At 66.5% G+C, this 16,123-nt stretch carries 16 protein-coding genes; 8 read left to right on the forward strand and 8 right to left on the reverse strand.

The genetic code is table 11. The annotated features are described in order from the left end of the window. Nucleotides 1–120: 120 nt before the first annotated feature. Nucleotides 121–870 (forward strand): NUDIX domain-containing protein, encoded by a 750-nt coding sequence (locus WC729_RS02430; RefSeq protein WP_372849164.1) that lies wholly within the window; start codon nt 121–123, stop codon nt 868–870. 14 nt (nt 871–884) lie between these two features. Continuing rightward, nucleotides 885–1,607: an extensin family protein gene (locus WC729_RS02435; RefSeq protein ID WP_372849166.1), complete on the forward strand. Its 723-nt coding sequence runs from the start codon at nt 885–887 to the stop codon at nt 1,605–1,607. Nucleotides 1,608–1,650: 43 nt separating this feature from the next. Here WC729_RS02435 and WC729_RS02440 read toward each other — a convergent pair whose 3' ends face one another. The 4 genes from WC729_RS02440 to WC729_RS02455 all read right to left on the reverse strand — a co-directional run bounded on the left by WC729_RS02440 (nt 1,651) and on the right by WC729_RS02455 (nt 4,452). Further along, nucleotides 1,651–2,202 carry a hypothetical protein gene (locus tag WC729_RS02440; protein WP_372849168.1) on the reverse strand — a complete coding sequence of 184 codons (552 nt, stop codon included), beginning with the start codon at nt 2,200–2,202 and terminating at the stop codon, nt 1,651–1,653. A gap of 269 nt (nt 2,203–2,471) precedes the next feature. Continuing rightward, nucleotides 2,472–2,780: a hypothetical protein gene (locus tag WC729_RS02445; protein WP_372849170.1), complete on the reverse strand. Its 309-nt coding sequence runs from the start codon at nt 2,778–2,780 to the stop codon at nt 2,472–2,474. Between the two features lie 73 nt (nt 2,781–2,853). Beyond that, a complete protein-coding gene (locus WC729_RS02450; protein WP_372849172.1) occupies nt 2,854–3,636 on the reverse strand; it encodes a transglutaminase family protein in 783 nt (260 codons plus the stop codon). An 81-nt stretch (nt 3,637–3,717) separates the two neighbouring features. Further along, nucleotides 3,718–4,452 carry a Bax inhibitor-1 family protein gene (locus WC729_RS02455; protein WP_372849174.1) on the reverse strand — a complete coding sequence of 245 codons (735 nt, stop codon included), beginning with the start codon at nt 4,450–4,452 and terminating at the stop codon, nt 3,718–3,720. 180 nt (nt 4,453–4,632) lie between these two features. On the opposite strand from WC729_RS02455, the gene thpR reads away from it, so the two are divergent. Together thpR and WC729_RS02465 are read left to right on the forward strand one after the other, a co-directional pair. After that, complete coding sequence (gene thpR / locus WC729_RS02460) at nt 4,633–5,175, forward strand: RNA 2',3'-cyclic phosphodiesterase (protein WP_372849176.1); 543 nt, start codon at nt 4,633–4,635, stop codon at nt 5,173–5,175. Between the two features lie 67 nt (nt 5,176–5,242). After that, a complete protein-coding gene (locus WC729_RS02465; RefSeq protein WP_372849178.1) occupies nt 5,243–6,802 on the forward strand; it encodes an MFS transporter in 1,560 nt (519 codons plus the stop codon). 41 nt (nt 6,803–6,843) lie between these two features. Here WC729_RS02465 and WC729_RS02470 read toward each other — a convergent pair whose 3' ends face one another. The 3 genes from WC729_RS02470 to WC729_RS02480 form a co-directional block, all read right to left on the reverse strand. Beyond that, complete coding sequence (locus tag WC729_RS02470; protein WP_372849180.1) at nt 6,844–7,380, reverse strand: superoxide dismutase family protein; 537 nt, start codon at nt 7,378–7,380, stop codon at nt 6,844–6,846. Between the two features lie 64 nt (nt 7,381–7,444). Next, on the reverse strand, nt 7,445–10,000 hold the full coding sequence (locus WC729_RS02475; protein WP_372849182.1) for a TonB-dependent receptor: 2,556 nt from the start codon (nt 9,998–10,000) through the stop codon (nt 7,445–7,447). Nucleotides 10,001–10,110: 110 nt separating this feature from the next. Then, nucleotides 10,111–12,486 carry an HAD family hydrolase gene (locus WC729_RS02480; protein WP_372849184.1) on the reverse strand — a complete coding sequence of 792 codons (2,376 nt, stop codon included), beginning with the start codon at nt 12,484–12,486 and terminating at the stop codon, nt 10,111–10,113. Nucleotides 12,487–12,638: 152 nt separating this feature from the next. Between WC729_RS02480 and WC729_RS02485 the strand changes: the two genes are divergently transcribed. From WC729_RS02485 to WC729_RS02500, 4 genes are all read left to right on the forward strand, one after another. Next, entirely contained in the window at nt 12,639–13,403 is a 765-nt protein-coding gene (locus WC729_RS02485; protein WP_372849186.1) for an energy transducer TonB, read from the forward strand. A 121-nt stretch (nt 13,404–13,524) separates the two neighbouring features. Continuing rightward, on the forward strand, nt 13,525–15,063 hold the full coding sequence (locus WC729_RS02490) for a murein L,D-transpeptidase (RefSeq protein ID WP_372850979.1): 1,539 nt from the start codon (nt 13,525–13,527) through the stop codon (nt 15,061–15,063). Continuing rightward, on the forward strand, nt 15,060–15,368 hold the full coding sequence (locus WC729_RS02495) for a hypothetical protein (RefSeq protein ID WP_372849188.1): 309 nt from the start codon (nt 15,060–15,062) through the stop codon (nt 15,366–15,368). The genes WC729_RS02490 and WC729_RS02495 overlap by 4 nt, the downstream gene beginning before the upstream one ends. Before the next feature lie 88 nt (nt 15,369–15,456). Then, a complete protein-coding gene (locus WC729_RS02500) occupies nt 15,457–15,657 on the forward strand; it encodes a hypothetical protein (protein ID WP_372849190.1) in 201 nt (66 codons plus the stop codon). A 194-nt stretch (nt 15,658–15,851) separates the two neighbouring features. Here the strand turns inward: WC729_RS02500 and WC729_RS02505 are convergent, their stop codons facing one another. Continuing rightward, a complete protein-coding gene (locus tag WC729_RS02505; protein ID WP_372849192.1) occupies nt 15,852–15,989 on the reverse strand; it encodes a hypothetical protein in 138 nt (45 codons plus the stop codon). Nucleotides 15,990–16,123 lie beyond the last annotated feature (134 nt).

Raw genomic sequence — 16,123 nt, forward strand, 5'->3', positions numbered from 1 at the left:
GTCGTCGCGACTCCGTTCTAGAACGAGATTAGGCAGGTTCCAATCATATTGTATATGATATCGAAACTTGCCCGGATCGCGGGAATGACAATCCTGTCCCCCCCGCCTACACATGGGTTCGTGTCCGACGCACAAGCCATCCCCGCCGCCACTCTCGTCCTGTTCCGCGAGGGACCGGGCGCGCCCGAGCTGCTGATGGTCGAGCGCTCCAAGGCGATGGTGTTCGCCGGCGGCGCGCTGGTGTTCCCGGGTGGCCGGATCGATCCCGGCGACCATGCGCTCGCCCTGACCTTCTCCGGAGAGCCGGAGGATATGGCCGCCCGCATTGCCGCGATCCGCGAAACGGTCGAGGAAGTCGGCGTGCCGATCGGGCTGACCCCCGTCCCGGATGGCGAGACTCTCCTCGCTCTGCGCGCCGCGCTGCATTCGGGGATATCCTTCGGCGAGGCGCTACACGACGCCGGGCTCACGCTCGATCCCGCGCTCATCCCGTTCGCGCGCTGGCTGCCGGCGCATGCGCATATGCGGATCTTCGACACCCGCTTCTATCTCGCGCGCATACCCGAGGGCGTGTCGGAACCGGTGGTCGACGATACCGAGAATGTCCGCGTCTTCTGGGCGACCGCGCAAAGCGTGCTCGACGATGCCGACGCCGGGCGCGTGCGGATCATCTTCCCGACGCGCCGCAACCTCGAGCGGCTCGCCCGCTTCACCAGCTTCGACGAGGCGGCGGCCGATGCGGCGCGCTATCCGATCCGCCCCGTCACGCCCTGGACCGACGATATCGACGGCGTGCCGCACCTTCGGATCCCCGACGATCTCGGCTATCCCGTCACCGTCGAGCCAATCACGAGCGCCCTGAGAGGTTGAAGGGGGAGAGGCTGATGCGGGCGCTGCGATGGTGGGTCGGCAGCGTGACGATCGCCGCGATCGTCCTGGCGATGGTGCTGCTGCTCTTCGCGGCGGTGCGCGGCCGGCCGCAGGACCTGCCCTGGACCCCGCTCGACCTGGGCCAGCCGATCGGCCTCATGACCGGGCGCAAGCTTGCCGGGCTGACCGACGATTTCCCCAAATGCCGCGCGCTGCTCGACAAGGCAGGCGTGCGCTACACCGTGCTGGCGCCGGTGAAATACGGCACCTGCAGCTATGCCGACGGCGTGCGTTTCACGCCCGGCGGATCGCGACGCACGCCTTATTCGCCCGCCGATCTCGGCACGTCCTGCCCGGTCGCGGCCGCCCTGTCGGTGTGGGAGTGGAATGTCGTCCAGCCCGCCGCTCGCCGCCTGCTGGGCAGCCCGGTCGTCGCGATCGAGCATTTCGGCAGCTATAATTGCCGCCGCATCGACCGCAGCAATACCTGGAGCGAGCACGCCACCGCCGACGCGATCGACATCGCCGGCTTCCGCCTGGCGAGCGGCAAGCGCGTTGCCATTTCGGCGAACTGGAAGGGCAATGGGCCGGAAGCGACCTTCCTGCATGAAGTGCGCAACGGCGCATGCCGGCTGTTCTCGACGACCCTCTCGCCGGAATATAATGCGGCGCATCGGGACCATCTGCACCTTGATCAGGCGACGCGGGGAGAGTTCGGGTGGCGGGCGTGCCGATGACCTGGAAGTCCCTCCCCGTCAGGGCAGGGACTTCAGATAGATCTCAATGCGGCAGTGCGGCTGCCTCGACCTTCTCCACCCATTTCGGGAAAAAGGCCGGCTGACGGTTCGACCAGCCCGAGGCGGTTGCGGCCGCTTCGCTGATCGACTGAAGCAGCTTGCGCCGCAGATCGGGATGGAGATGCGGCAGCGCCGCCGCCGAGCAGAAGGCCGCGGGCAGCCAGGGCCGCACCTCGGCGCCGATCAGCCGTTCGTAGAGGAAGCGATAGGCGGAGAAAGTGGTGAGGCGCCCCTGCCCCAGATCGAATGCCGTCACCGTCATCAGCGGCGCCAGGAACGGCTCGACCGAGTCGAGGCCGCTATCGTCGGGCATCATCGCGCGGATATCGGGAAGACGGGCGTAAAGGCGCGCCTGGGCGCGGATGCTGGCGGCTTCGACGACGTCGCGCGACCAGCGGCTCATCGCGTCGTCGCGGTCGAGACCGATGTCGAGCGAACGCCGGATATAGCGCTGCGTCGAGGAACTGAAACTCGCGAATTCCTTCATTTCGGCCAGCGTCATCGCGCCATTTGCCGGTTTCATCTTGGCACCCATATCGTCACCCCACCCCGCAATCGTGGAACCGGTGCCGATGATGCGCCAGGATGGTTAACAGGGTCCTTAACGCGCCGTCGTCCGGCATTAAGCATCGAATCATAGTTCCTGCTGCGATGCAACAAAGGTTGCGACGAACGGTGTGCCGCGCCGTGAAAAGTGTCGGCCAGTGCGGTAGTTGCGCAACATATTACGAAACCACCCCTCCCCGTTGGTGCGGGAAGGGGTGGCGACACGTCCGTATAATTCCTGAGAAGGATCGGCCGGCCTCAGCCTGCCTTTTCCTCCTTCAGCCGCGCCTCTTCCTCGGCGTCATAGCCGGAAGAGGCCGGCGGCTCGTGATTGTGCACCGGCTGAGTCGAGGATGGCGGGTCGGACGCATCCATCGATTCGTCCAGCGCTGCATCGAGTCGCGCTTCCTTGCTCTCGGGGTTGCGCTCGAGCCGTGCGGCGATCGACGCGTCCTGCCCCGCCTCCTGGCGCGGGTGATGGATCGCCTCATTCTCTTCGGGGTCGCCCGGCGCCACATCCTGGCTGTCAGGCGTCTTCTGATCGATTATCTTCTGGTCCTCGGTCATCGCCACTCTCCTGGGCTGTTACGAGGGGAGAACGAACGACTCAGCGGAAGCGTTCCTGTCGTTCGCGATCGGATCAAGCCTCCAGCCGACGAACCGAAACAGTCTGTTGATTCATCGTCGTCCGGCCGAACACGGTCATGAACGCGATATCGGTCGCATCGCGCCCCACCGCCACCCGGGCAAGATCGCCGCACGAGGCCATGCCGGTGGCATCGACCAGATGCCACGCGCCCGCCAGCCACAATTCCGCGACGGCATGGAAATCCGGTGGGTCGACACCCGGCGCATAGGCCGACACGCAGCGCGCCGGAATGCCGCCCGCGCGGGCCAGCGACACGAGCAGATGCGCATAATCGCGGCATACGCCGCGGCGATCGGCAAAGGTCATCAGCGCGGTCGTCACGCCGCTGCTCGCGCCCGACGCGTAGGTGAGGTGCTGGCGCACCCAGTCGCTCATTGCTGCAGCGAGCGCCCCGCCTTCGAGCCCCTCGAACTGCTGCTCGACAAAGCCCTCGAATTTGTCGGATTCGCAATATCGACTGGGCAGCAGATAGGCGACGGTCTCGGCCGGCAGCATCCGCGCCGGCGTCGGCGCCAATGAGGCCAGGTCGGCAACCTCGCGCTTGATCGCCACCACGGCCTGATATTCGACGCGGAAATTGCCCTCCCCGCGTGCCCAGGTCCGCTGGCCGATCCCTTCCTCGCCCGCCACGGCACGGAGCGGCTCGCTGCAATAGACGCGCATATCCTGCTGCTCGAGGCGCTGATCCGCCATTGCCGCTGCCTCGACCAGCAACAGCACATCGGCAGCGTCCTCGATCCAATAGTCTAGCATCACGTCGATCGCGAGGCGCATGGCAGTCCTTTATGGAAGACAAAACAAAAGGCCCGGCAGGTTTCCCCGCCGGGCCTCTCGCTTGAGCGTTTAAACCGCGTCCTAGTTCCGGTTGCCGAACAGGCGCAGGATGAACAGGAACATGTTGATGAAGTCCAGGTACAGGTTCAGCGCCGACATGATCACGACATGCTGCTCGGCACCCGTGCCGGCGACCTGCGCATACAGGCTCTTGGTGCGCTGCGTGTCATAGGCGGTGAGGCCAGCGAAAATGAGCACACCGACGATGCTGATCACCAGTGCGAACGGGCCCGACTGGAAGAACAGGTTGAGCAGGCTTGCCACGATCAGGCCGACCAGGCCCATGATCAGGAAGGTGCCGAACGCCGACAGGTCACGCTTGGTGGTGTAGCCATAGAGGCTGAGACCACCGAACGCCGCCGCCGTCGCGAAGAAGGACTGCGCGATCGAGGTGCCGGTGTAAGCGAGGAAGATGGTCGAGAGCGACAGGCCCATCGCCACCGCGAAGCCCCAGAACATTGCCTGCAGCGCGCCCGACGACATCCGCGCGCCGCCGAAGCTCATACCGAACACGAAGCCGAGCGGGGCGAAGGTGATGATCCACTTCAGGATGCCGGGGCCGCCGAACACCTGAGCGGCCATGCCGCTGGCGGCGAAGCCCATCGCGACGATGCCCGTCAGCAGGATGCCCGAGAACATGTAGTTATAGACCGACAGCATGTAGCGGCGCAGACCCGCGTCAAACGCCTCGGTGCGTGCGCCCGTTGCCGTCGCGAACGATGTCGCGCCAGATTGGGGGTCGGACCAGTTAGCCATTTCGAATAAGCTCCTTTGACCCGGCATCATACCGGATAGCGGGAATATCGCCCTTATCAGGGGGGTTTTCAAGATAATCCGGTGGGGGGCCGCCAAGGAGCCGGCAGAGGCCAGCAACACTTTATTACAATTGCCCAGCTTGCGGATGACAATGCCGGTAAGCACGGTAAAATCAGGGGCATGCACCGCCTGTTCGTCGCCTTGCGCCCGCCCCCCGCGGTTCGCGCCGCCGTTTCCGCAACGATGGACGGCGTGCCCCAGGCGCGCTGGCAGGATGACGATCAACTTCATTTGACCGTCCGCTATATCGGCGAAGTCGATGGCCGCATGGCCGAGGATATCGTCCTGGCGCTGGGCCACGCCCATGCGGCGCCGATCGAGATCGCGTTGTCGGGCGTCGGCGCGTTCGACAAGAAAGGCCGGGTCGATGCGCTCTGGGCCGGCGTTGCGCCGCACGACGCGCTTGCCGCGCTCCACCGCAAGGTCGATCACGCGCTTGTCCGCCTCGGCCTGCCGCCCGAGGGCCGCGCCTATCTGCCGCACATCACCCTCGCCCGGATCAGCCGCGCCGCCGCCTTCGGCCCCGAGATCGAACGCTGGCAGGCGGCGCATGCCGGCCTCGCCAGCCCGCCCTTCACGATCGAGTACATGACCTTGTTCGAAAGCCATCTCGGCGGCGAGGCCGCGCGATACGAGGTGGTGGAGCGCTGGCGGCTCGCCTGAGCCGAATCCCGCTTCCGTATCAGCACGGCTCTGCTAGCCTTCCCCGCAGAAAATAAAGGGAGGATCCATGGCCACCACGCCCACCGGCGCACCGGCGCGCACGCCCGCTTATGCGTGGTACGTCCTCGGCATCCTGTTCCTCGTCTACATTCTCAATTTCGTCGACCGGCAGATCATTTCGATCCTGGCCGAGGACATCAAGCGCGATCTCGGGCTGAAGGACGAGGATCTCGGCTTCCTCTACGGAACGGCGTTCGGCGTGTTCTACTCCCTGTTCGGCATCCCGCTCGGCCGCCTCGCCGACAATTGGAACCGCGTCCGGCTGATGACCATCGGTCTGGCGCTCTGGTCGGCCATGACCGCCTTTTCGGGTTTCGCGCGCAACGGCGCGATGCTGACGGCGGCGCGGATCGGGGTCGGGGTCGGCGAGGCGACCGCCAGCCCCTCGGCCTATTCGCTGATCTCGGACTATTTCCCCAAACGGTTGCGGGCGACCGCGCTCGCCATCTATTCCTCCGGTCTCTACGTCGGCGGCGGACTGTCGCTTGGCATTGGCGGGCTGATCGTGCAGCGCTGGAACAAGGCCTGGCCCGAGGGCGGGCCACTCGGCCTGCATGGCTGGCAGGCGGCGTTCCTGATCGTCGGCATTCCCGGCCTGCTCGTCGCGCTGTGGATCGCGACCCTGCGCGAGCCGAAGCGCGGTGCCTCAGAGGGCCTGCCCGAGCCGGCGCCCCACCCCGCGCCGTTCCGCGAGTTCCTGGAGGAACTCGTCACCATCCTGCCGCCGCTGACCCTGATCGGCGCGGCGCGCGGCGGTACGCGCGCGCTGGTCGTGAATGTGATCGGCCTCGCGGTGATCGTCGCCTGCGTCCTCGGCCTCGTCTCGATCGGCGAGCCCTGGCCGCAATGGGTGGCGATCGGGATCGGCGTCTATGCCGTCTTCTCCTGGGCCTCGGCGCTCAAGCGGCGCGATCCGCCCACCTTCCGCCTGATCGTCGGCAACCCCGCCTTTCTCTGCGTGGTTGTCGCCTATGGCCTCAATGCGTTCATCGCCTATGCCGTGAGCTTCTGGGCAGCGCCCCACGCGCTGCGCGACCTCGCCGCCTCCCCTGCCACCGCCGGCCTGCTGATTGGCGGCGGCGGTGCTGCGGGCGGGTTCATCGGCGTGACGATCGGCGGCATCGTCGCCGACCGGCTGCGGCGCAGCTTCGCCAATGGGCGGGTGATGGTGATCATCTTCGGCGCGGTCGCCCCGGTGCCCGCAGTGTGGGTCGCCTTCACCACGCACGACCTGTGGCTTTATTACGCGATGCTGCCCGTCGCGCAGATCCTGGCGGCGTCCGCGCTCGGCGCTTCGGCGGCGACCATGCAGGATCTTGTGCTGCCGCGAATGCGCGGGACGGCCACGGGGACCTTCTTCATCGGCACGACCCTGCTCGGGCTGGCGATGGGGCCATATCTCGCAGGCCGCGTCTCGACCCTGAGCGGAAGCCTGTCGATCGGAGTGCTGTCGCTGCTGTTGACGGTGCCGATCACTTTGGCGGCAGCGATCGCGGCCTATCGGCTCGTGCCGAAGGCTGAGGCCAATCGCGAAACTTGGGCGCGCGAGGCTGGCGAGGCGATCTAACCAAACCAGCCCCTCCCCGTCAGGGGAGGGGCGAAGGAGGGTTACCCGCCCGCGAACACCCCGCATGCAATCCGCGCGCCGCTGTTGCCCGACGGATCAGTCATCAGATCGTCCGCGGCGGCATGCACCACGATCGCCGAACCATCCGCATCGAGCAGCCCCGCCAGGGTCGCGCCGGGGATGGTGATCCCGATCGTGCCGCGCCCGTCAGTGCCGATGATCAGATTGGGCAGGTCGCCCTCATGCGGGCCGGCCGGATTCATCGACCCATGCTTCATCGCGGTCGGATTCCAATGCCCACCCGCGCTGGCGAAGTCGGGCGGCGCGCAGGCACCGGTCATATGGACGTGCGCGCCGTGCGTGCCCGGCGGCAGGCCCTTGGCATCGATGGTGAAGCGCAGGCCGCCGGCAACCTCCCGCGCGCTGGCCCGGCCGGCATCGGCGCCCGCGGCCGTACGCAGGCTCGCGGTCGCCCCGGCACCGTTGGCGATCGGCGCCCCAACCTCCGTGCCATGCTTGTCGCAAGCCGAAAGCCCCAGCGCCAGTATTGCGGCTGCCCCGATCGTCACGATGCGCATGCGAATTCTCCTGTTGGCGTCCCGACCCAACCCGCTACGGTCTGGGCCGGTTCCGCGCAACCGTTCAGCGGCTGCGCACCGTCAGCGACAGGCCGTAGAAACGCGGCTCGCCGCCGATGAAGGTCGGCAGGCCAAGGGCATCGCCGGTGTTGCCGGCATCCTTGATATATTTGCGGTTGAACAAGTTGGTCACGAAGCCCTCGAGGCGCCAGATGCCGTTCGCCGATTCCACGCCGAGCCGCGCATCGACCAGCGCATAGCCCTTCTGGAATTCGTCCTGCACCAGATCGGGGATCAGGTTGCCGGTCTGCAGTGCCGGCTTGTCGTTGTCGTCGTCGAAGAACACGCTCGACTGCCAGGTCACGCTCGGGGTGAAATCGATCTTCACCGGACCGACCGGCTGCTTCAGCATGAAGCCGGCCGACGCGGCATGGTCCGGCGAGAGGCGGAAATGGTTGCCGTCGCGCGCGCCCTCGGTGAAGCGGCCATGCGTATAACCATAGGTGGCGAACACCGTCAGCGCGTCGGACGGCACATAACGGAGCTGGCCCTCGAAGCCATAAGTCCGCGCCTTGCCGGCATTGGTGAGGATGAACTGCGTGCCGATCTGCTCGGTCGTCTGGAAGTTGGTGTAATTGTACAGATAGACCGATCCGTCGACGAACAGCCGGCGATCGAGCAACGCGGTCTTCGCGCCGATCTCAAAGCTGTCGACTGTTTCCGACGGCAGGATCTTGAAGTTCGGCGCGCCGTACGGAACCCCCGGCGCCGATACGCTCAACACTTCGGGGCGACGGCCCCGGGCATAGGTCGCGTAGATGCTGGCGTCAGCGCTCGCCTCGTAGCGCGCGGTGGCGCGCCAGGTCAGGCCTTCGTCCTTCAGGCCCTGATCGGTGCGCGTGCCATTGGCCGCGGTCGGCTGAAGGCCGATGCCGAAAAAGGGCACGGCGCTCGCAGGCAGCGTGTTGAGCACCGAGCCGGGCAGCGCAAGTGCGCCGAGCAGTTGCGCGCGCTGCGCTGCAGGCAGGCCGAGTGCCCCGATGAAGCCGCCCAGGATCGAGCGGCCATTGACCACCGATGCGGTGATGCCGCTCGTCTTGTCGTCATGGCTGTAGCGGATGCCGCCGCCGATATCGAAGCGGTCAGTGACGTGGAAGGTCGCATCGGCGAACAGATCGATGCTGTTGGTACGGGCGAAGTTGGTCGCGGTCTCGAGATGGTTCGCCTTGAGGTTGTTGGCGATCCCCGTCGCGGTCGCCGCATCGAGCACGAAACCGCTCGCTCCGGCGATCCCGCGCAGCAGCTGCGAGGTGAAGGCAGGGTTGCCCAGCACGCTCATCGGCGCGGGATCGGTCGCCGGGCGACCGGGGATCAGGCCTCCGCCATTGAGCGCATTCGCCACCCGCGCCAGCGCCACCCGTTCGTCGAACGAAGCAGGCGTGCGCTGCGAGCCGTCCTCATGGAAATAGGTGCCGCCGACAAACGCCGTCAGCCGCTCGCTGTCATAGGTGAGGCGCAGCGTGCTCATCGTCTGGTTGCCGCGCGCATCCTCGGCAGCGGTCAGCGCGGGCAGCGAGATACCGTCCGCATCGAAGACCTCGAGCGACTGGAACCGGCGATAGGAGCCCATCGCGTTGATCGACCAGTGATCGTCGATCTCGTAATTGGCGAGGCCAGTGACGCCCCACACCGTGCGGTTCAGACCCAACGGCGCGCTGTTCTCGAAGCCCGGCTGCGGTGCCAGCGCCGCGCCCGAATTGCGCCCGCGATCGCCGATCACCGCGCCCGTCACCGGGTCGGTCGGGTTATAGGCGATCGACTTGAACGGCGTGCCGTTGGCGCGGTCTTCCTGGTAATTGCCGATCAGGTCGAAGGTCAGCTTGCCCGGCACCCAGCGCAGCGAGCCCCGGATCGCCTGGGTGTCGACCGAGTTGAAATCCTGATCGTCGCCCTTGGCAAGCAGGTTGTCGACAAAGCCGTCGCGCTTCTTCGATCGGCCGGCGATACGGATCGCCAAGGTATCGGTGATCGGCGCATTCGCGGTCAGATCGACCTGATAGGCGTTGTAATTGCCATAGCTGGCGCGGAAATAGCCGTACTGCTCACGCGGATCGGCCTTTGCCTGGATCAGGCTGACGGCGCCGATCAGCGCGCCGCGACCATAGAGTGTCGATTGCGGCCCCTTGGCCACCTCGATCCGCTCCATGTCGAACAGCTCGACATAGGAGCCGCGCGACTTGGAAATCGACACCCCGTCCTGGAAGACGGAGACGCGCGGCTCGTTGAACGCCGCGCCGCTGTCCGAGGTGATGCCGCGGATCACGAAACCGGGATTGTTGGGCGACTGGTTCTGCACCACGAAGCCGGGCACGTAGCGCGACAGCTTCTCGAAATCGGTGATGCCCAGATCGTCGAGGAAGCGGCCCGAATAGGCAGTCAGCGCGATCGGCACTTCGCGCGCATTCTGGCTGCGCAGCTGCGCGGTCACGACGATTTCGCTGTCATCCGCTGCTTCCTGCGCGGCTGTGGGCGCCTCGGGCGCGGCCTGGGCGTGAGCGGCAGAAGCCATCGCCAGCGCCGGCAGGCAGGTGAGCGCGAGAATCGTCGAGCGGATCGTCATGTGGAGGCCCCTTATATGTTTGAAGGGGCGGGTAAGCGGCGACCGCGTCGCCTATGTTGCAGTGCAATGACCGTTGTGTTGCAACGCGAAAGAAACGGCCCTCCCGTAGCTCAGGCTGCCACCCGAACGCTGGTCGCAGCGTCCCGCCGCACGATCGGCCGGAACACGATGCTCAGCAGCATCAGATCGTCCCCGGTTCCCACGGGCGGCGGCGTCAGGGTGAAGGCGTTGGGCGACTGGCAGCGGTAAAGACTGCCGCCCACGCCCTCCATCGCGTCGGGGATGATCGTCGCCGGGATCGGCGCGTGATCGTCCGGGCTCGCCTCGGCGAATTCGCTGACGCGGTGGAAGCTCATCTCTTCGAGCTCGACATACTCATAGAGCTGTCCCCAGCTTACCGCTGCGGAATAGGCCGCGCGGCCGACCGGCACGGTCGCCGCATAATAGCCGTCATGCGTAGCCCAGGCGTCGGCGTCGATGATCGCCTGGCCGCGCTGGTCCATCAGGATGACCGGCAGCTTGATCGGTTCGCCCTTGAAATCGGCACCCTTGAAATCGAGCCCGAAGCGGCTCGTGACGAGGAAGGACAGGTTCAGCGGCAAGCCGTTCCTGCGGAACTCCCCGGGCAGGAACATGCGATCGGCCGAGCCGGTATAAAGCAGGCCGCGCCGACGCAGATCGGCCCGCGACGCCGCCGGATCGATCAGCTTGACCTGCTGGTTGCTGCCGCAATTGAAATCATGCTCGAACGCCTCGAGCACGCCCAGCTCGACATGCGACGGCAGGAACAGCAGCCGCCCGAGCAGCCCGGTTGCCGCGATGCGCCGCGCCTCGGGGCCGTCCGCATGCGAGATTGGGGCGGAATGATGGGCTCCCTCCGCATAGGCGACACAAGCCGTCTGCACAGCATCGCGCGTGGCACTTTGCAGGGTCTTGATGCTTTCCGTGGCGCGCACCGGCTCGCCATTCGCCTTGTAATCGACGACTGACCCCTGCGCCTTGGTGCAGAGCTGCTCCAGCAGCGAGATCGGCCCGCAGATCGCGTCGAGCACGCGGAAATCGGCGGTCCGCGTATCGAAATAGCCGGCCTTGTCGAGCCCGCTCGGCGAATCCTCACGCAGCACCAGATAACGGCCGGCAACATGCAGCCCCATGCGCTCGCGCAGCACCGGCTCGACCAGGTTCTGGGCAGAACCGTTATAGCCGAGATCGGCGAACACCACCGCATCGCCCTGCGCCACACCAGCGCGCTCGAGATGCGCGATCAATCGCTCGGCAAAGCGCGCCGAGCGCGTGACGATCTTCGCGACATTGGCAGGGTGCATGACCGAACGGACAAAGGCGCGGGCCGCGCCCGACAGGCCGGCCGGTGCGATCTTCGCGATCTCGTCGGCGTTGAACAGCAATTGCCTGGCGATCGAGCGCGCCCCGGAACCCGGCGGCACGCGGGACAAATGCCGGCGGATCGCGGCTTCGTCGCGAAAACTGGCGCGCATCGCGGCCATCCGGCTGAGCTCGATCATCTGTCCGGCGGCCTCACCATACAGGGCGCCATGGACGCGCGCGGGCAGATATCCATCGCGCAACAGGAACAGCAGATGAGTCTTGCGGCCGGTCTTCCCGGCCAGCGCGGCGACCTCGTCCTGCAGCCAGTCCGCGTAGCACGCGAACAACGGCCCGAGCACATCATGCCCCAGCGCGACCGCGGGATCGTCGTCCGTCCGCAGCGAGACCGCCGCGCGGTGCGGCTGCCATGCCGGCAGAGCGGCGCGAATGCGTGGGTCGAGCACCGCACCGATCGCCGCCTCGAGGCGAAGCCGATGTCCGGCTTCCTCGTCGAACTGAACGAAATGCACCGCGGTGATGCCCAGTGCCGTCGGCGCGGTGAGATCGGCGTTGAGATTGTCGCCCACATGCAGGATTTGCTCCGGCGCGCAGCCCAGCGCCTTCAGCACCGGCCCGAACAGTCCCTGCACCTTGCTCATGCCATGTTCGGACGAACAGAAGACATGATCGATCATGCTCAGGACATGCTCGCCCGCTGCCGCCGCAATCAGCGCGCGGAGCTGCCCTTCACTGAGATAGGTGTCGCTGACGATGATGACCCCCAGGCCTTTCGCCCTGGCATCCTCGATCAGCGCGATCACCGGCGCGAAACCGAAGCAATGCCGCGCCTCGGCGTCGAGCTCGGCTGCGACTGACGCTGACGAAGCCTCATCGGAAGCCGGATTGAACCGCGCATGGATCGCCTCGATCGAGACCTCGGTCCCCCCGGTATCATATCGCGCCGCCCGCCGCGCCGCTGACTCGGCCCGCCGCCGCGGCTGAATCGCCCCGCCTTCCAGCTTCAGGTCGACGAACACATCGGTCGGCGCGTTGGTGTCGCGCCAGAGCAGCGTGTCGAAGCAATCGAGCGACAGATAGCGAAGCCCCTCCGGCGCCCGGTCGAGCAAAGTCGGGAGTTCGTGGGCGCGCGCGGTGTTCATCTGTTTATCCGTGGCCAAGGATGACCTGCCGGATATCGCGATCTTTGGTTATCAAGCCATTAACCCTCTTTCGATGCTTTGGGCGGATCAGCGATGGTTCATCCCTTTTGTGGTCCGGATCGTTGTTTCCCCATGGAAACCCGCGAACCATCATGAGCTACCAGCAATCCAGCCCCGGTGACCGGGTCAGGGCCGCGCTTGGCGCCGCGATATTGCAGGGCCTGCTGGTCTATGCCCTGATCGCCGGGCTGGCGGTGCGCATGCCCGGGGCCGTCGAGAGCCCGCTCACGCTGTTCGGCGTCCTCCCACCCCCGGCTCCGCCGCCGCCCGAGACGATCACCCCACACCCGATCCGCAGCACGAAGCCCGAAGGCGCCGCCTCGCCCGCCAATCTCCGTTCGAAAGCGACCGAGATCGTCGCGCCGGTGCCCATCGTGCAGGTGACCATGCCCCCTCCCGTCGTCGCGGCGCTCAAACCCGGCACTGGCACCCAAGCAACGACCGGCGCATCCGACGTGCCGGGGCCCGGCACAGGCGCCGGCGGGGTGGGCAACGGCACCGGCAGCGGTCGTGCGGGGAACGGAGACGGCGATGGGGGCAGCGGAACGCCACCGCGTTGGGTTCGCGGCCGCCTCAAGGATTCGGACTATCCGGCTGCTGCGAAGGAAGCGTTGATCTCCGGCACCGTCGCGGTACGTTATGTCGTTGCGGTGAGCGGACGGGTGACCGAGTGCAGCGTCACCAAATCCAGCGGCAGCACCGAGCTCGACGAGACGACCTGCCGGCTGATCAAGGAGCGCTTCCGCTTCAAGCCGTCGAAAGACGATGACGGCACCCCGGTCGATTCGATCATCGTCGAGAACCATAGCTGGCTGATCGACGACCGCCCGGAACCAAGTCCGACTCCCGTGCCTTGAGGCACAGGAGGTGGCCATGGGGGCCGACCATGGGTGGCGGCCTGCACTGGAAATCCCTATTCCATTCATATTAGGGCGATCACCGGCGTGCCACATGGCGCCCGGCGCCACGAACGACAGGATGCTAATGGCTCGCGAATTCGGTAACGACAGGCAAGACAGCGCGCTCGCGCGGTGGTTCACAGCGTTGACTGTCGTGCCGGCGTTGCTGGCCGCACCGGTCCAGGCCGGGCAGACGGTCGCGCCGCCGCCGGTGGTCCGCACCCTCCCCGCGCCCCAGGTGCAACCGCTCGCCCCTATTCCCCTGCCGGTCCTCACGCCGGCCCAGGCCGCGCAGCTCCGCACCGTGCTTGACGCCAATGCGATGACTCAGGGCCTCCGCTCCGCGCCGCCCACCCAGGCCCAAACGCCGGCGCCGCAGCCCCAGCTCGACAATGACGCGCTGGTCCGTGCCGTGCTCGACCATGCCCGCGCCGTCCATGCCGGGCGGCTCGACACCGCCGATTTCAATACCGATTGGGGCCTTCGCCCCCCACCCTTCGATCCCCTGCCGGGCTTTGCCGATGCGGTCCGGCGCGACCGGCTGGCCTCATGGATCGCCAATCTGCCGCCGCCTTATGCCGGCTATGACGGGCTGTTGAAGGGCCTCGCCACCTATCGCGCGATCGAGGCGGCGGGCGGCTGGCAGCCGGTTCCCGCCGGCCCCGATCTCACGCTCGGCGCCAAGGGCCCCCGCGTGCTCGCGCTGCGCCAGCGCCTCGCGGTCGAGGATGCGCAGGTCGTCGCCACCGGCGATCTTTTCGATGCCGAGCTCGTTGCAGGGGTGCAGCGCGCCCAGCGCCGGTACGGCCTGAACCCGCAGGGCGTCGTCTCGACCCAGACGCTCGCCGCGCTCAATGTGCCGGCGATCGACCGGGTCCACCAGATCATGGCCAATCTGGAGCGCTGGCGCTGGCTGCCGCAGGAACTCCCGCGCGACCGCATCCAGGTCAATATCGCCGCCGCCGTGCTGACCGTGTTCGACGGCGACACGCCGGTCATGTCGATGCGCGCGGTCACCGGCCGGCCGGGCGACGAGACGCCGATGCTGTCCTCGACGATCAACAGCATCGTCATCAACCCGCCCTGGAACGTGCCGACCTCGATTGCGACGAAGGAGCTGTGGCCCAAGGAAAAGAAGAGCCCCGGCTATTTCAAGCGCAATGGCTTCACCGTGATCGACGGCACCCGCCTGCAACAGGCCGCGGGCGACCAGAGCGCGCTTGGCCGGTTCAAGTTCGACTTCAACAACAGCTATGCGGTCTACCTCCACGACACGCCGTCGCGCGCGAAGTTCGCCAGCTTCAGCCGCCTCGCCAGCCATGGCTGCGTGCGGCTGGAAAAGCCGGCCGAGCTCGCCGCGCTGCTGCTGAAAGGCGATCCCGCCTGGTCGCCCGAGGCGATCGCGGCCCAGGTGGCGAAGGGCAAGACGCTGCGGGTGACCTTGACCAAACCCGTCGAGGTCTATTTGCTTTACTGGACGGCGTTCGCCAGCACGAGCGGCCAGATGAATTTCCGCGCCGACCCTTATGGCTGGGACAAGTCCCTCGCCGCCAAGATCGAGGCGCGGTCGTCCGGCCGGCTGGTCCTGCCTGAACTCGAGGAGATGACACGATCATGACGATGAACCGGGGTAAGATCGCTGCACTGGCTGGCGGATTGCTGGCGCTGACGGCACTGGCGGGGTGCAACAATTCGACGCCCGAATCGTCGGCGCCGGTAGAGAATGTCGCCAACGAAGCCGAACCGATGAATGTCGTCGTTCCCGAGGAAACGCCGGCACCCGAAACCGCCAACGCCGCCACCGTCGAGCTGCGCGAAACCCCGCCCGATCCCGACGCCCAGACGCAGGAAGATGCCGACGCGACCGGCATGACCGCGCGGGTGCGCCGCGACGAGGCGCCGGCGAACGAAACCGCGCCTTGAATCTTTTCTTCCCCGGCGAAGGCCGGGGAAGAATTTGGCGTGGAACCCCCATCGACAGCCCGCCCGAACCACGGCTATCGCCCCCGCGATGAGCATCATCGCGACCATCATGAACGCCGCCACCGGCGCCCCCATCCAGAAAATGACCTTCGGCCGCATGCCGCGCCCCGGCGCCGGCTTCGTCCTCGCCACGGGCGAACGCGTGACCGCGCAGCGCGTCGATGTGGGCAAGCCCGCGCCGGGCAAGTTCGTCGCCCCGATCGATGTGTGGGTGACGTTGCCGCAGTGAGAAGAAAATAAGGGGTCAGCGTGATTTATTGCGCCCGACCTCACCATGGTCGGAAGCGATATCGAGCGGCAATGTCACCCCGCCGCTCCCGAGCGGCCAACAGCATATTCATAACAAGCTATTGATATTATTAAAAATAACTCCGAACCACCATCATTCCAAAATGTCAGTGACCCTACTGACATTCCCAACACTCACCGCTTCGATTCAACCCTGATCAGATCGCCGCTATCCGCGCCATGATCCATGAACCCGCCCACGCCGATCGGGCAGACCGCGCCTGCCGTCCGGCGGCGGACCCGATCGACCGCTATGGCTATCGAACGCGTCATCCCAACCCTTCCCCAACCCGCACCCTCTTGCTAAGGCCCGCGCGACTCTTCGCATTCGCACATCCCGGAGCGCGCCCGCGCGGAACCTTCCGCCTCCCCGCCGCGCCCCGGCCAGACAGGGAAGGAACCCGCCC

Origin of the sequence: Sphingomonas sp. (genome assembly GCF_041661825.1) — a bacterium.
GTDB lineage: Bacteria > Pseudomonadota > Alphaproteobacteria > Sphingomonadales > Sphingomonadaceae > Sphingomonas.

Coding starts and splice junctions, on each gene's coding strand:
- WC729_RS02435 (WP_372849166.1), top strand. CDS start 885: ATGCGGGCGCTGCGATGGTGGGTCGGCAGCGTGACGATCGCCGCGATC.
- WC729_RS02440 (WP_372849168.1), bottom strand. CDS start 2,202: ATGGGTGCCAAGATGAAACCGGCAAATGGCGCGATGACGCTGGCCGAA.
- WC729_RS02445 (WP_372849170.1), bottom strand. CDS start 2,780: ATGACCGAGGACCAGAAGATAATCGATCAGAAGACGCCTGACAGCCAG.
- WC729_RS02450 (WP_372849172.1), bottom strand. CDS start 3,636: ATGCGCCTCGCGATCGACGTGATGCTAGACTATTGGATCGAGGACGCT.
- WC729_RS02455 (WP_372849174.1), bottom strand. CDS start 4,452: ATGGCTAACTGGTCCGACCCCCAATCTGGCGCGACATCGTTCGCGACG.
- thpR (WP_372849176.1), top strand. CDS start 4,633: ATGCACCGCCTGTTCGTCGCCTTGCGCCCGCCCCCCGCGGTTCGCGCC.
- WC729_RS02465 (WP_372849178.1), top strand. CDS start 5,243: ATGGCCACCACGCCCACCGGCGCACCGGCGCGCACGCCCGCTTATGCG.
- WC729_RS02470 (WP_372849180.1), bottom strand. CDS start 7,380: ATGCGCATCGTGACGATCGGGGCAGCCGCAATACTGGCGCTGGGGCTT.
- WC729_RS02475 (WP_372849182.1), bottom strand. CDS start 10,000: ATGACGATCCGCTCGACGATTCTCGCGCTCACCTGCCTGCCGGCGCTG.
- WC729_RS02480 (WP_372849184.1), bottom strand. CDS start 12,486: ATGAACACCGCGCGCGCCCACGAACTCCCGACTTTGCTCGACCGGGCG.
- WC729_RS02485 (WP_372849186.1), top strand. CDS start 12,639: ATGAGCTACCAGCAATCCAGCCCCGGTGACCGGGTCAGGGCCGCGCTT.
- WC729_RS02490 (WP_372850979.1), top strand. CDS start 13,525: ATGCTAATGGCTCGCGAATTCGGTAACGACAGGCAAGACAGCGCGCTC.
- WC729_RS02495 (WP_372849188.1), top strand. CDS start 15,060: ATGACGATGAACCGGGGTAAGATCGCTGCACTGGCTGGCGGATTGCTG.
- WC729_RS02500 (WP_372849190.1), top strand. CDS start 15,457: ATGAGCATCATCGCGACCATCATGAACGCCGCCACCGGCGCCCCCATC.
- WC729_RS02505 (WP_372849192.1), bottom strand. CDS start 15,989: ATGACGCGTTCGATAGCCATAGCGGTCGATCGGGTCCGCCGCCGGACG.